The 15,003-nt window shown below is 39.8% G+C and carries 9 protein-coding genes, 3 pseudogenes and 1 CRISPR repeat array; of the genes and pseudogenes, 5 read left to right on the plus strand and 7 right to left on the minus strand.

Annotated features, from left to right (window positions below; genetic code table 11):
* Positions 1-57: 57 nt before the first annotated feature.
* The 3 genes from NMK36_RS26260 to cas7c are packed head-to-tail and all read left to right on the plus strand — an operon-like array spanning position 58 to position 3,173.
* Positions 58-651: a type I-E CRISPR-associated protein Cas5/CasD gene (locus tag NMK36_RS26260; RefSeq protein ID WP_083579889.1), complete on the plus strand. Its 594-nt coding sequence runs from the start codon at positions 58-60 to the stop codon at positions 649-651.
* Positions 645-2,318 (plus strand): type I-C CRISPR-associated protein Cas8c/Csd1, encoded by a 1,674-nt coding sequence (locus NMK36_RS26265; protein ID WP_072717787.1) that lies wholly within the window; start codon positions 645-647, stop codon positions 2,316-2,318. Before NMK36_RS26260 ends, NMK36_RS26265 begins: the two co-directional genes overlap by 7 nt.
* A 3-nt stretch (positions 2,319-2,321) precedes the next feature.
* Positions 2,322-3,173 (plus strand): type I-C CRISPR-associated protein Cas7/Csd2, encoded by an 852-nt coding sequence (gene cas7c / locus NMK36_RS26270; RefSeq protein WP_072717786.1) that lies wholly within the window; start codon positions 2,322-2,324, stop codon positions 3,171-3,173.
* A gap of 340 nt (positions 3,174-3,513) precedes the next feature.
* A CRISPR array of direct repeats spans positions 3,514-5,014; the repeat unit is 37 nt; unit sequence ATAACAATCCTCAGCAATGGGGATTGAGAATTGAAAC.
* Between the two features lie 5 nt (positions 5,015-5,019).
* On the opposite strand, the gene NMK36_RS29170 is transcribed toward cas7c, so the two are convergent.
* From NMK36_RS29170 to ftsH2, 7 genes and pseudogenes are all read right to left on the minus strand, one after another.
* Positions 5,020-5,640, minus strand: coding sequence for a family 1 glycosylhydrolase (locus NMK36_RS29170; RefSeq protein ID WP_438822845.1), 621 nt, complete (start codon positions 5,638-5,640; stop codon positions 5,020-5,022).
* Between the two features lie 240 nt (positions 5,641-5,880).
* A pseudogene (locus tag NMK36_RS29175) lies at positions 5,881-6,534 on the minus strand (family 1 glycosylhydrolase); the annotation flags it as partial.
* A gap of 38 nt (positions 6,535-6,572) precedes the next feature.
* On the minus strand, positions 6,573-7,703 hold the full coding sequence (locus NMK36_RS26280) for an MGDG synthase family glycosyltransferase (RefSeq protein ID WP_072717784.1): 1,131 nt from the start codon (positions 7,701-7,703) through the stop codon (positions 6,573-6,575).
* Positions 7,704-7,966: 263 nt separating this feature from the next.
* A pseudogene (locus NMK36_RS26285) lies at positions 7,967-8,635 on the minus strand (M24B family metallopeptidase); the annotation flags it as partial.
* Between the two features lie 21 nt (positions 8,636-8,656).
* Positions 8,657-9,769 carry an IS630 family transposase gene (locus tag NMK36_RS26290; protein WP_254172743.1) on the minus strand — a complete coding sequence of 371 codons (1,113 nt, stop codon included), beginning with the start codon at positions 9,767-9,769 and terminating at the stop codon, positions 8,657-8,659.
* Positions 9,770-9,830: 61 nt separating this feature from the next.
* A pseudogene (locus tag NMK36_RS26295) lies at positions 9,831-10,466 on the minus strand (aminopeptidase P N-terminal domain-containing protein); the annotation flags it as partial.
* Positions 10,467-10,609: 143 nt separating this feature from the next.
* Positions 10,610-12,493: an ATP-dependent zinc metalloprotease FtsH2 gene (gene ftsH2 / locus NMK36_RS26300; RefSeq protein ID WP_072717782.1), complete on the minus strand. Its 1,884-nt coding sequence runs from the start codon at positions 12,491-12,493 to the stop codon at positions 10,610-10,612.
* Between the two features lie 574 nt (positions 12,494-13,067).
* Here ftsH2 and NMK36_RS26305 point away from each other — a divergent pair.
* Both NMK36_RS26305 and NMK36_RS26310 read left to right on the plus strand, forming a co-directional pair.
* Complete coding sequence (locus tag NMK36_RS26305) at positions 13,068-14,180, plus strand: ParM/StbA family protein (RefSeq protein ID WP_254175001.1); 1,113 nt, start codon at positions 13,068-13,070, stop codon at positions 14,178-14,180.
* Positions 14,181-14,374: 194 nt separating this feature from the next.
* Positions 14,375-14,938 carry a hypothetical protein gene (locus NMK36_RS26310; RefSeq protein WP_254175002.1) on the plus strand — a complete coding sequence of 188 codons (564 nt, stop codon included), beginning with the start codon at positions 14,375-14,377 and terminating at the stop codon, positions 14,936-14,938.
* Positions 14,939-15,003: the final 65 nt, after the last annotated feature.

Below are 15,003 nucleotides of genomic sequence, written 5' to 3' on the forward strand. Positions count from 1 at the left end.
TCATGCACGGTTCTGAAGGAGAGGTAGGAGTGGTAACGCTCCTATCGACTCTAACCAATCCTAACGCCATCGGCAGCAGAGGGAATCCTAAAGGCGATTTTCTGGAAACCGGAAATAACCTACAGTATCCAAACGATCACGGTATTGAATCCGATTCGGTATCAATCCCTATTCCGTAATATGGGACAAAGCAAAATTGCTGTTTCCACGGTCAAAACCTGGGCCACTCAAAACCCCTCTGGACGGTATTTGATTAATGAAGATAGATCCCAGCGAAATCATGTTGTTCTAAAAAATGTGGCTTACATCATAGATTTCAGCTTACACCTAACAACAAAAGCGACAGAACCCATAGATAAATATTATGCTATCTGTTCTAGAAGAATTGAACGAGGACAATGCTTTAAACAACCTTGTTTAGGTGTGCGGGAATTCACCGCTAATTTCAGTTTTCCTGATGGGAATGAGCAAATTCATCCTGAACTCTTGGGGACGTTTAACTTCGGACGAATCCTGAAGAAAATGCACTTTATCCAAGATCCAAAAGGGAATGTGGAATGGAAAGATAACGAATCTCAGAAGATTATTAAAGGTCGTGTTTTAGCTGAATTCTTTGAAGCCATTATGCGTGATGGGGTCGTGAGATGTTAGCTGAACTTTATGAGTTTTCAAAACAGCTTCAACTTCCTCCTGTGGGTTATTCAACGAATACTGCTCATTATAGTATTGACCTGGAAACAAGCTTAATTTCCCTCCTGCAAACAAAAACAATTAAAATCGGGAAGAAAGAAGATAAGGTTTTCTTTAAGCCGGGTGAAAAACTGATTCTTCCTAATCTCAATCGTAATGGTGTAGCTCCTCTATTAATTGCTGATACGGGAGAATATTTATTTGGCATTGGGTCAAGTAAAGATACCCATAAAAAAGTATCCAGCTATTTAGAACTCCTGCAAGAATGCTGGCAGGTGACATCAGACCCGATTCTGGAAAAGGTTCTAAAATTTATTCAGGAATCTACCCCAGAATCTATTATTTCTCAGCTTGAAACCCTGGGAAATAAGCCACCCAAGGACAAAAAGCCGGGTGAGTCGGAACGGTTTGTTTTCTATTATCAAAACCCGGAAACAGAACAAGCTGAACTTGTCACCAATCGTCCCAGAATTCAACAGTTTTGGAGTCAACATTTCCTATCTAAACAGACAAAAAAAGCGGGTAATTGCATTATTACAGGTCAAGAAACGCAAGTTTTAACCCATATCCTACCCGGCAAACTTAAAGGCATTCCAGGGGGTCAATCAACGGGTTCTGCTATTTCCAGTTTTGATAAGTCAGCGTATCAAAGTTGGGCATGGGATAACTGTCAGAATGCACCCATTGGAATTGATACCGCATTAGGGTTTTTAGGAGGTGTGGAAATGTTGCAAAGTAATCCCAGACATCATCAGAAGTTTGGGAATCAGATGTTTGTTTTTTGGGGAAATCAGAACCAAGAAGGCATCAATCCTGAGTTTTGGCAAGATGTTCAAGCCTGCCGTTTAAAGGGTTTAATTCAAGGCATTAACACGGGGAAAAGTTTAAATACCCGTCATTATTCCAGCAAGTTTTATCTGGGTATTCTTAAAGGGAACATGGGGCGGGTTGCCATCAACAAAATTGACTCCATTTCCCCGGATGCAATTGCAGATAATGTTGAACAGTTTTGTCAACTTCAACAGTGGTTTGAACAATGGATCAAACCGATCTGGGTTTTCCGTAAGGCTGCGTTCTTTGATCCCAATAAAGAACATACGGAAGTGATTGATACTGCCTTGATTCAATTTGCATTATTAGGGAAAGAACTTCCTCAAATTTATGCCAAGAAAGTCATTGATAGAATCTGTGCGGAACAGGACACTTTTGCATCTTTTGACCGGGCAAAAGCTTTATTTTTCTATACCCAATATCCCAATATGAACGACCCAAATGATCAAATTGCCTATCAGTTAGGACGGATAACTTTCCTAATGCACATGGCACAAATAAAAGCACGAAAACAGGAGAAAGAAGATACTAATGTTACCCGTTCTCTGAAAACACTTTCTACAACTCCCTCTCAAGTTTTCGGACGACTTTATCAAGGGTGTTATGCTCATCACCTTTTGGAAGAAGAAACTAAGTACATTAAACTTCTATTAGATGAGGAGTTCCGAACTATTTCTCCTGACAATTTACCCGACAATTTTACCCTCCGTCAGCAATCCTTATTTTTTGTAGGATTTGCTAAGAAACGGGCTGAGTTTTTTACCAAAAAATCCAATAAAAATAACGAGGAAGAATAAACTATGTTACACTTTGATCCTTCTAAAAAACACGATGCAATTCTGTTAGTTGATTGTCTGGACGGTAATCCTAACGGCGACCCAGATGCAGGAAATCAACCCCGAATTGACCCAGAAACCAGACATGGTTTAATCAGTGATGCTTGTATGAAACGGAAGGTTCGCAACTATGTTAGACTGACGAAAAAGGGAGAGGTCAATTATAAAATTTTTGTTGAAGAAGGCAGCGTCTTAAATGAGAAAATTGAGAAAGCTTATTCAGAGTTAAAAATTGAAGTCAAGAAAAAGGAATCAACGTCTGACCAACAAGAAAAAGCTCGAAACTGGATGATTGAAAACTTCTATGATATTCGGATGTTTGGGGCGGTGCTTTCTACGGGTTTAAATGCGGGTCAAGTTTGGGGGCCATTACAAATTTCTTGGGGGCGCTCTTATGATCCAGTTTTGCCTATTTCTGCTACTATTACCCGGTGTGCGGCGACGGAAGCTAAGGAGAAAAAAGACAATAAAACGATGGGACGGAAAGAGTTAATTCCTTATGGATTGTTTAAGATTGAAATTCATTATAACCCGGGTTTGGGCGGTAAGGTTTCTAGTGATGATCTCCAATTGTTCTGGGAATCATTATTAAATTGTTGGGAATTTGATCGCAGTTCTTCCCGTTCTTCAATGAATTGTCGTGGCTTATTTGTGTTTACCCATGATAGCAAATGGGGAAATTTTCCTTCTCATAAATTGTTTGATTTGTTGTCAGTAGAAAAACAATCTGATATCCCTCGAAGTATTAATGATTACGAGATTAAAATTGATGGGCAAATTCCTGATGGTGTGAATCTCTGGGATATTAATCAATAACCAGAACAACCCCTGTTTATAGGGATTGAGAATTTAAACAATACTTCGAGGTGTGGGAGAAACAGCCTGAACCTAACAATCCTCAGTTATAGGGATTGCGAATTGAAACAACCCTTAGCTGTTTTTGGGCGTTTATGCCAGAACCCTTATTCTGTATGAGTTCTGGCATTTATTTAAAAAATAGGTTGGCGCAATCTGTGTAAGGCTTAATCTGAAAGGGATTCAAGGATTTTTTTTTAATACAAATTTTACAAATAATGGGAAGATTTGCTATTATTAAATTAGGTTGGCGGAATTGCACCTTGAAAATTAAATATCACAGGGGTTCCAGCAGCCTGCTATAACAATCCTCAGCAATGGGGATTGAGAATTGAAACCATTACTCGCCCGAAAATTGAAATTTTTGGACATAATAACAATCCTCAGCAATGGGGATTGAGAATTGAAACAGCCGTGAAACTGACAGGAATAAAAAAATAGGAAATAACAATCCTCAGCAATGGGGATTGAGAATTGAAACGTTTGTGCAGAAATTGTGAAGCTTCATCAATACAATAACAATCCTCAGCAATGGGGATTGAGAATTGAAACCATGCCGCCTAAGACGGTTAGGGGCGCGATAATCGTCAAGAATAACAATCCTCAGCAATGGGGATTGAGAATTGAAACGAAACGAATACTCCGGCAAGCTTCGGGTAGCATAAAGCTATAACAATCCTCAGCAATGGGGATTGAGAATTGAAACATTAAAGGTGATATGCCATCGCGTTGGTGGTCCTGTATAACAATCCTCAGCAATGGGGATTGAGAATTGAAACATAAACCCATTAGGGAAGAAATTAAAAAGTATAGATACATAACAATCCTCAGCAATGGGGATTGAGAATTGAAACAAATTCCCCCAACATTCCAGAACTATCCTTTATTCCATAACAATCCTCAGCAATGGGGATTGAGAATTGAAACTCTAGTATTTTCCCTGGTAATGCTTCCCAGGAACTTGTAATAACAATCCTCAGCAATGGGGATTGAGAATTGAAACCTAGGGAAATTTGCCTGGTTTTTAGATAAAAACTACTTATAACAATCCTCAGCAATGGGGATTGAGAATTGAAACAATTGTTTCGGGGTTTCCACTTGTTGGGTTTCAAGGATAACAATCCTCAGCAATGGGGATTGAGAATTGAAACTTAGATGGTGATTTAAGCCAAGAGCAAGCTGAAAATAACAATCCTCAGCAATGGGGATTGAGAATTGAAACTTTTTCATGATATTAATTAATAAATATTAGGTGTAATAACAATCCTCAGCAATGGGGATTGAGAATTGAAACGATGATTTTATCTGATTGCTTCGTTGGAAGTTTCATAACAATCCTCAGCAATGGGGATTGAGAATTGAAACTTCCTCAACCTTGCACTGAAGCTTAGATGCCTTTTCATAACAATCCTCAGCAATGGGGATTGAGAATTGAAACATCTAAATCTGACCATCGCCAAGTTCGCCCCAGTATAACAATCCTCAGCAATGGGGATTGAGAATTGAAACCAAAAAGCTTTAGATACCGATGAGTTAAAAAACTCATAACAATCCTCAGCAATGGGGATTGAGAATTGAAACCCAAAGCTAAAAGTAGTAACCCTAAACAATTGTGGGGTCGGATAACAATCCTCAGCAATGGGGATTGAGAATTGAAACTAAGTCTTCAAATGGAACATCTAAAATTCGCGTTCATAACAATCCTCAGCAATGGGGATTGAGAATTGAAACTATTTTGGGATGCCCATATAAAATTCAAGGAAAAATAACAATCCTCAGCAATGGGGATTGAGAATTGAAACCAGAATCAGACACTATTTTGAATTTCTTGAATTAATTTAGCATAGGTTTCCGCAGGGCGATCGCCTAAATGATCCTCAATTTCCCGTTCTGTTCCGCGATTAAAATCAATACTAAATAACCCAAACCTGGGCGTATAAGACCCCCATTCATAATTATCTGTTAACGACCAGTGCATATATCCCAAAATCGGAATATTTTCCTTTAATAACTGTTGAATTTGGCGCAGATGGGCTTCTAAAAATTGACTGCGGTGCAGTTGGTCAGAACGACGAGTTGCAATACTATTATCCGGTTTTCGACGTAACGCCATGCCATTTTCAGCAATTAAAATCGGGAGGTTATATTCCTGAGCATAATATTTACAGAAAAACGATAATCCTTCAGGGAGCGCTCGCCAGTCCCACCATTTACTCGTAATTCCGGTCATTAACCAATTTCTAATTCCTTTAGTTTTAAATTCAAAATCAGAAAAAGACGGTAAACGGAACGTATGAGCAATAAAGGGATCATAATAATCTATAGCGAGATAATCATAGACTTTTTGGCGAGGAGAAACCATTAATTCTTGCCAATAATAGTCTAAATGTTTAATATCAAAGGTTCGATGACCAATGCGATTTCCCATCCAACGGGCTAACCGTCCCAATTGATAGGGAATATCTTTACGAAAGGGTAAAGAAGCTCGACGCAAAGCGGTTTCTAAATGTTTGGCTTGAGCATAAACATAATTTCTGAGTTCCTTAGGCTTGACTTTCCTGGTCTGGGTATCTAACAAATCCCAAATCACTTTTTCTGACCAATATAAATCACTACAATAGGTGTTTAAGGTCACAAGCGGTTTTGTCCATCCATATTTTTCATAAATATCATGAACTGCATTATAGGCGCGAATATGAGCCGCCAATAAATGATTATAGGCTTTCCAAACCGCTAGAATTCCCGTAAAATTCCCAGAGGGAAATTGACCGCTTAGATAGGTATTTAGAACTAAAATATTGGGTTCATTAATGGTAATATACCAATGAATCGGAGGTTGTTGATAGTAATCCGTTAAACGTTGGTTAATATAGGTAACAGTAACGGTCACATAGTCAATAAAACAATCAATGGTTTCTGAGGATAACCAAGCATCAATTCCTAACCAAGCGGGATGGGTAAAGTGATGTAAGGTGACAATAGGTTCTAAGCCATATTGACGACAAGTCGCGATGCGTTCTGCATAGTCATCTAACACCTGAAAATCATAATTGGGGGCGGGAGAAATTTCCGGGGTTGTTGTGGGTTGAATGCGACTCCATTCTAATCCTAAGCGGAAAGAATTTAAGCCTAATTTTTGACATTGATTAAAGTCTTCTGGGTAACGAGTCCAAAACTCAGAAGCGTTCCCAGTTCGCATGACTCTGCCTTTTTGTTCACTCTCTGACCAATTATTTTGGGGTTGTCCAACACCATTATACCCCCCTTCACTTTGATAACCAGACGTAGCAACGCCCCATAAAAAGTTACTTTGACCAGTCAAAATAAATACTCCTTTTGGTAATATTGAAATAAAATTAATTAATGCTTAGTTTGTGATAAGATATGTTCAGCAATATTGAGAGCCGCACGGGGTTCTCCTAATTCTAACGCAGCCGTTTGCATTTGGGATAAACGTTCAGAATGGTTTAACAAAAACTTTACACAAGGCGCTACCATTTCAGGTAATCTTAACTGAACTCCCGCCCCTGCGGCGACGATTAAATCCGCATTCCATTCTTCTTGACCGGGAAAGGGATCAACAATAATCATCGGTGTTCCTCGTGCTAACACTTCACTAACAATTAATCCCCCTGCTTTGGTAATCACTAAATCACTCGCCACCGCTAAATCATCAACATAATCAATTAATCCTAATTTTCGTAATTCTATATCTGGGGTAGAGTCTAATTCGGCTAAGGAATCTAACAGTTGTTCATTGCGTCCGGCTGCTACAATTAATGTACCCGTTTTCAGGTTATCCATGAGTTGAGAAACCATCAAACGCACCCGTTTATAATGTAACCCTCCTCCAAATATTGTAACAACAGGTTTGTTAGTTGGCAGATCATGACGTTCCCGCATTTCCACTTGAGATTTAGGTTCTAATATCTCCAGTTTAATCGGTATTCCAGTAACATGAAGAATTTCAGGGTCTACTCCCCGTTTAATCATGAAATCAGCCGTTAAATCGTTGGGTAAATAATAACCATCGACTTCTTTATTAATCCAACTACTGTGAGCAATTACATCAGTAATAACGACATAATGAGGTTTTGAAATCCGTTCTTCCTCTTCTAATAATTGTAACAAGCGGCTAGGAATTTGTTGAACGCAAACAATCGCATCAGGATTCACTTTTTCAATAAAATGTCGCAGCTTTCTAAAAAAAACTCGTTCTAATTTAGCCGTAACAATATTTAATTCTAACGACCGTTCTAAATCTTCTAAATCCGTTCCTTCATAATAAGCGCGATAAATTTGAGGGGCTTTTTCGCTTAATTGTTTATAAATACTGGTAACGGTATTACGATAAATAGAACTCGCATAATCTAACGCATCTTCTACGGTAACAGTGACATCAGTAAAATGGGAAAACGCTTGATTTAAGGCTTTAGCAGCACTATTATGTCCAGCCCCTAAAGACGAGTACAATATCAAAATATGAGTCATAATGAATTAAGAATTGTTAAGGCTAAATTAAGGTTAATTTAACTCAGTATAGATATTTCTATTATATAGCAGGGAACAGCGTAACAGAAAGAAAAATATTTCACCGTCCTGGGTTTAAGCATCAGCTTATGTCAATGACCCGATTTACGCAACTGCTATTACTGTATTGTGTTGAAATAGTTGAGAAAATCCATCGTAGGGGCGGGGTTTTCCCACCCGGATATTAATCAAAAGAGAGACGTTAAATCAAACGTCTCTACTGTTTAACGTTCCATTGCTTCTACAGACTTAGAAACCCCTGCGGTTAACACCTCATACCCTTCAGAAGTGACTAATACATCATCTTCAATTCTCACCCCTATTCCTCGCCAACATTCGGGAACTTCTGGTTGTCCTTCAACAAGTTTAATATTAGGAGAAATATAAATTCCGGGTTCAATGGTTAACACCTGTCCGGGTTGTAAAGGTTGTGGATTTTCACCCCATTGATACACCCCCACATCATGCACATCTAACCCTAACCAATGTCCGGTGCGGTGCATATAAAACGGTTTATATTTTTCTTCTTTAATGATTTCCTCTATATCCCCTACTAATAATCCTAAATCCATTAACCCTTCCACTAAAACCCTCACGGCTGTATCATGAATATTTTTATAAGGATTTCCGGGTTTTACTTGTTCAATAGCAGCTAATTGAGCCTTTAAAACCAGTTCATAAATAATTTTTTGTTCCGGGGTAAATTTACCCCCTACTGGAAAAGTTCGAGTAATATCTCCATTATAATATTGATAACAACATCCGGCATCAATTAACAGTAAATCATTGTCTTGCATTTGACAATTGTTTTCAACATAATGCAAAATACAGGCATTTTTTCCAGACGCAACAATCGAAGGATAGGCAATGGTTCCGCCATTTAAGCCAAAAATATGTTCTAAGCTGTTGTGTATTTAAACTGTGATTATAGCATTACCTTTGTTTTTAAGTTTACGTCCCCATTTAATAGATAACTGTCCTTCATTTAAAAGCTGATGTAATAAACACTCTAGCTCATCAACTGATTTAAAGAGTCGATGAGCTATATATTCTTTAGCTGAATGCCAGACTAATTCAATTAAATTATAATCTGGACTATATGCTGGAAGAAATTCTAAATAGACATTCGGCATTTCTGCTTTAATTTTTTCTAGGTACTCTTCTTTTTTGTGAAAACTTGCATTGTCAAGAATAATCAGGATCTTAGCTCCTTTTTCTACAAATTCTTCTGCTTGATTTCCCGCTAATACCCATTCATAAATTAGCTCTTGATAAAAACTTTTTAACACTTGATAAAAATTATCTGCATTTCCTTTATCCAGAAATTCTACAAATCTTTTTTTATCCGAGTACCTCAATCCTCCCATCACATTAACTCTTCCTTTCCTCCTGTCTCCTCTAATCTGTTTCCTCTTCCCTTTTTTACACCAATTCTTTCTTTTTATCACTCTTAAATTAAATCCACTTTCATCCCAAAACCATACCTGTAATTGTTCTGGACTTTCTTTTGCTATTTTCAAATATTCTTCTATTTTATCTTTAAATAATTTTCTTTTTTCTGGATCTCTTTTCTCTTCTAAGCTATACTTTGCCCACAAATAAACATACTTTTTTTCCTTTAATATCTTTCTCACTTGTGAACTACTTAATTTGATTCCTGTGATTTGTTCTAAATAAGTTGCCAATCTTTCTCCTGTCCATCTCCCAAATTCATATCCTAATTCTTCCGGTTCTTTTTCTACTGTTTCTAATAATATCTCTATATATTTGTCTGTGGCTTTTCTATAATTTCCTTTCATTCTTTCATCTTTTAGGCTTTCTAATTTGTCAGGGTCTCCATGTACACACCAATAACATACTTTGTTTAATGAGCAGCCCAAAAACTTGGCAATTTCACTTTGCTTTTTACCATCATTTAGCAATAATAAAATCAAGATTCTTTCTCGGATTTGTCCATTTTCTTCCTCTTTCAATCTTTTCTGTAGTTTCTCTACTTGCTTTTCATTTAAATGATTTTTAGCAGGCATCTTTTGATTGATTTTTCTAAACTTGGTTTTTCATTATACCCTATTTAGATGCTTAACAGCTTATTTCCGCTTGAATTTCATACTCATATCGTCCGGGTTGAGCAAATTCTAAAGCATGGTTATGGGCTTTCACCGATATTTCTGTCGCTTTCCGCATTAATGCTAATTCCGCCTCACTTTTAATTAAGCGCATGGGATGTAAAATCGTACAAACATCTTCAATTGCAATCGGCCCCGTGCCATGTTTAGGATAAACTCTTAATAAGCGTTGCCAATGTTTTAAAATGGTTTCATTGAATTTTTCATCCCGTCCTAAACGATAATAAATCCGTTCAGCTTTTTGTAAATATTGAGGTAATTTTTCATCTAATTCATTAATCGGATAAACTTCATCCGCTCCATACAGTTCTTTGGCTTTTTCAACTCCAGTAATATAACCTGACCAGGTTTCTTTTTCCGGGTCTTTCGGTTGCACAAATAAAATATATCGATGTTCTTCATGATGGGGAGCTAAAACTGCAACCGCATTGGGTTCATTAAACCCGGTTAAATAGAAAAAATCACTATCTTGGCGAAAATTATATTCAACATCATTGTGCATCACAGCCATTGGCGAACTTCTAAAAATAGCCGTTCCCTGCTTCATATTTGCCATTAATTGTTCTCGTCGTTGCCGATATTCTGCTTGAGTAATCATCCTTAATATCTCCTACAAATCGTAGTGAGGCGTGAACGCCTCAGAAATTAAGCCCTGAAGGGCTTACTACGGTTGGATAAAAAACAAGGGTAAGCAATGCTTGACCCTCGTTAATTTTAGGTTAATTTTGACAGAAATTGAGATTAAAGAACAACCGCAAACCGTTCTTTTTCAGGAACTTCTGTGTACTCAGCCACAATTTGCCGGAATTCATCGCCATCAATGGTTTCTTTCTCAATTAAAAGATCCACTAACCGATCAATCACTTCCCGATTATCCCGAATAATTTGACAAGCTTGCTGATAACAATGTTCGGCAATAGTCCGAATTTGAGCATCAATGCGAGAGGCAATTTCATTAGAATATTCCGTGCGAGTGGCAAAATCTCGACCTAAGAACACTTCCTGCTGAGATTCTAGCGATAACGGCCCTAAATCGGACATTCCGTAACGAGTCACCATCTGGCGGGCCATACCTGCAACCTGTTGTAAGTCGCCTCCTGCACCCGTCGTCACTTCCGAATCTCCGAAAATAATATCTTCGGCTGCCCGTCCTCCCAAAGCTCCGCTAATCCGCGCTAGGATTTGAGAACGAGAAATTAACCCTTGATCTTCATCGGGGGTAAACCAGGTTAACCCCTGAGCTTGACCCCTGGGAATTAAGGTTACTTTCTGTACCGGATCATGGTCTTTGAGCAGAGTTCCGACAATAGCATGACCAATTTCATGATAAGCAATTAATCGTTTACTCTTGCCATCAATTAAGGGGGTTCCTTCCATCCCGGCAATCACCCGATCCACCGCATCATCAATTTCTAACATGGTGATGCCTTCTTTGCGACGACGGGCCGTTAAAATCGCCGCTTCGTTGAGCAAGTTGGCTAAGTCAGCCCCGGTAAACCCTGGAGTCCGACGGGCAATGGCTTCTAAGGACACTGCCTCAGAAATTTTCTTATTGCGGGCGTGAACTTCCAACACCGCTAAACGACCTTTAATATCCGGGGCGTCAACAGTAATTTGACGGTCAAAACGACCCGGACGCAGTAACGCAGAGTCCAGAACATCAGGACGGTTGGTCGCGGCAATAATAATAATTCCCGTATTGCCTTCAAACCCATCCATTTCGGTTAACAATTGGTTCAGGGTTTGTTCGCGTTCATCATTTCCCCCACCAATTCCAGCCCCCCGTTGACGACCAACGGCATCAATTTCATCAATAAAGACAATACAAGGGGCTGTTTCTTTGGCTTTCTTGAACAAATCACGAACCCGGGACGCACCCACCCCGACAAACATTTCCACAAATTCCGAACCGGAGATACTGAAGAAGGGAACACCCGCTTCCCCGGCGATGGCTTTAGCTAATAAGGTTTTCCCAGTTCCTGGGGGGCCAACTAATAACACCCCTTTGGGAATTCTCGCCCCAACGGCGGTAAACCGTTCGGGTTTTTTCAGGAAAGTGACAACTTCTTGTAATTCTTCTTTGGCTTCTTCCACCCCAGCCACATCATCAAATAAGACTCCGGTTTTGGCTTCCATTTGGAATTTAGCTTTGGACTTGCCAAAATTCATGGCTTGACCAGGGCCACCCGGAACATTATTAGACCGACGGAAGAGGAAGAATAAACCAGCAATTAATAAAATAGGGAAGATCAGATTTCCTAACAATCCCCATAAAGCACCATCATTGCGAGGGGGATGGCTATCAAAACTAATTTGAGATGCCCTTAACCGGGCGATCAATTCTGGAGCATTATTGGGTAAGTCCACCCGCAACCGTTGAATGCGGTTATCCAGTTGGGGATCAACAGCATCGACAATGGCTGTACGACCGCCATCATAGAGTTCTACACTGGTAACACGACCAGCCTCTAAATAATCTAAGAAACGACCATAGCTCATGCGGGTGCTGGCGGTGTTTTTACCAAATTCTGCGGGTGCAGTGGCAAAAGCTCCTTGCCAGACAAAAAACCCGATGACCAAAGCGGGTAAAGTCCAAAGGAGTATTGTTTTCCACGACGTCTTCATAAAGTGCGTTGCTCTAGGTTATGGGGTATTGAATGTACAGATGCAGTGCGGGTGGACTGCGATCGCATTTTGTTATTCATAATCTTAACTAAATTTAACTTAAGATTTGGGCATCAAGCAACTCACTCACTTCAATTTGTGCTAGGGGCTCGATAGGGGACGTCAAGAGTTAGCCATCCGTTACCCCTTTCGAGATACAATAACTCAGGCTAAACCCGCACGATTGACCCAAACCCCTGACCTTCTGTGAAAGGATAGGTGAATTCAAGACTAGAAATAAACCGTCCATGCAATGATGCAGCTTTCAAGAAGACTCAAACGGTAGGGTTAGGCTGCTGAGTATTGTCTGATTCAGTAGTGCTAACGGGTTGTCGTGCGGAGGACGGCTTTCCCCTGATAAGGGGGCTGAGAGGGTTTCTCCAGAAATGGCTCCTGCTCCTGAGAAGTTCTAAATTGTGCCTGATTTTATAAGTGGAATTTCCACTTTATATTTATATTGTCAACAGGTCAGGGATAAAATTGGCAACAGATAAGGCATTATAAATCTTGAATCTCCGTGAGGTAACGTATTCCGATGCAAGGTGGTAATAAACAGCCCGGACAACCAGCAGCCGCAGCCGCCGCTGCTTCAATGCTGAATCGGCAAACAACGCCGACAAGCGGTAAAAAAACGATTTTAAGTCTTGATTTAGGGCGGACATCAACGAAAGCCTGTACCAGTCGTAACCCGAATGAAGTTGTTTTCATTCCCTCTAATATCAAAGCCCTAACGGTGGATACCGCCAGAGGTGGTGGCTTTGAGTCCAAAAATACTGATCCCCTGCTCGATATTTGGGTAGAATATCAGGGCATGGGTTATGCCGTCGGTCAACTCGCGGCTGACTTTGGAGCAGCATTATTTAAAGATGGTTCCGATTCTCCTTCCAAAGTTGATGATGCTTTAATTAAACTGTTTGCTTGTGTCGGCTACTTCAAGCTACAGGGGGAGATCGATGTCGTTCTAGGTCTACCCTTCTATTCTCAAGCCCAATTTGAGCAAGAAAAAGAACATATCACTCGGTTACTCATTGGTACCCACGAAATGTTCTATCGGGGTGAGCAGATCAAAATTACGGTTACGAATGTTCGCGTTATGCCCGAAGGCTATGGCAGCTTGATTTGGCTGGAAGCCCAAGGTGGCAACTCAGTTCCCAATTTCGCGGATCTCTCCGTCGCCATTGTGGATGTCGGTCATCAAACCACTGATTTCTTAACCGTTGATCGGTTCCGGTTTGCTAGAGGGGTTTCCCAAAGTGATACCTTTGCGATGGGTAAATTCTATGAAGAAGTGGCGAGTAAAATTGAAGGGGCCGATAGTCAGTCTCTCTATTTACTCGAAGCCGTTCACAAACCCGCCGGAGAACGGTTATATCGTCCTCGTGGAGCCGTTAAACCGTTTAACTTAGATGATATTGTCCCCGAATTACGGAAGAATTTCGCCCGTGATTTATCTGATCGCGTTGTCCGATGGCTGCCTGAACGGGTGACGGATGTTGTTGTCACCGGAGGGGGTGGGGAATTTTTCTGGGAAGACCTGCAACCCCTACTGAAAAACGCAGGTCTGAGAGCACATTTGGTGCAACCTTCCCGTAAATCTAATGCTTTAGGGCAGTATGTTTATGGTGAAGCTCAGTTAACCCGACGTTAATTCCCCTGGTTAAACCCGTCCTTGATTCCATTCACATCGCTCAAAATATGGGAAAAGGATGGGTTTAATTTTTTCCAAACCTTCTCAAAATTCTGATACACTAACAAAGGTGGATCTGGTTAATTATTTTTTGATCTCAAATTTTCCAGGCTCCAAAATAAATCATGGGATAACAATAGGTCTGGATTTCTATTATGCTGTGGGCAAATCGTAAACAAACTCAGTCAGTCACATTCACCGAAGATGCAGCAGATCAGACATTATTAGATGCGATTGAGACTGAATTATCGCAGGCAAAATATCAAACGTTTAGTAATCTTTGTAAACAAGCTCTTTGGCAATTTTTATTAATTTCTCGTTCCGAATCTCCAACTCCTCCTTCGACAAATTCTACCCCGAATCCTCCTCAAGTTTTACCCAATTTGCAGCGCGTTGAAGAGCGGTTATTTGAAATTCAAAATAAATTAACAGATTTAGAAAAGAAGGTATTAACGGAAGAGGGAACTCCAACAGACCGTTTGGATGTTCAACTTCATCAGTTAACCCAACAAATGACTCAATTACAAATCTCTATTAATCAAAAATTAACTGACATTGCGACAGGCTTAGAAGCGGTTCAATCTCAACCTCAATCTATACCTGTAATTGTTACAGAATCAAATCCATTCCCACCAGAGCCCGAACCGGTTTCTAAAGAATCTATGGAAGAAGCCGATCCGTTACTTCAACGTTTAGGTTCTTTGTTAGATGATTTTTAGGGGAATTACGAATAATGAATTACGAATTACGAATTACGAATTACGAATTATGAATGGGTAATAGA

Source organism: Planktothrix pseudagardhii, assembly GCF_904830925.1.
Lineage (GTDB): Bacteria > Cyanobacteriota > Cyanobacteriia > Cyanobacteriales > Microcoleaceae > Planktothrix > Planktothrix tepida.

Coding starts and splice junctions, on each gene's coding strand:
- NMK36_RS29170 (WP_438822845.1), bottom strand. CDS start 5,640: ATGGGAAATCGCATTGGTCATCGAACCTTTGATATTAAACATTTAGAC.
- ftsH2 (WP_072717782.1), bottom strand. CDS start 12,493: ATGAAGACGTCGTGGAAAACAATACTCCTTTGGACTTTACCCGCTTTG.
- NMK36_RS26265 (WP_072717787.1), top strand. CDS start 645: ATGTTAGCTGAACTTTATGAGTTTTCAAAACAGCTTCAACTTCCTCCT.
- NMK36_RS26305 (WP_254175001.1), top strand. CDS start 13,068: ATGCAAGGTGGTAATAAACAGCCCGGACAACCAGCAGCCGCAGCCGCC.
- NMK36_RS26280 (WP_072717784.1), bottom strand. CDS start 7,703: ATGACTCATATTTTGATATTGTACTCGTCTTTAGGGGCTGGACATAAT.
- NMK36_RS26290 (WP_254172743.1), bottom strand. CDS start 9,769: ATGCCTGCTAAAAATCATTTAAATGAAAAGCAAGTAGAGAAACTACAG.
- cas7c (WP_072717786.1), top strand. CDS start 2,322: ATGTTACACTTTGATCCTTCTAAAAAACACGATGCAATTCTGTTAGTT.
- NMK36_RS26310 (WP_254175002.1), top strand. CDS start 14,375: ATGCTGTGGGCAAATCGTAAACAAACTCAGTCAGTCACATTCACCGAA.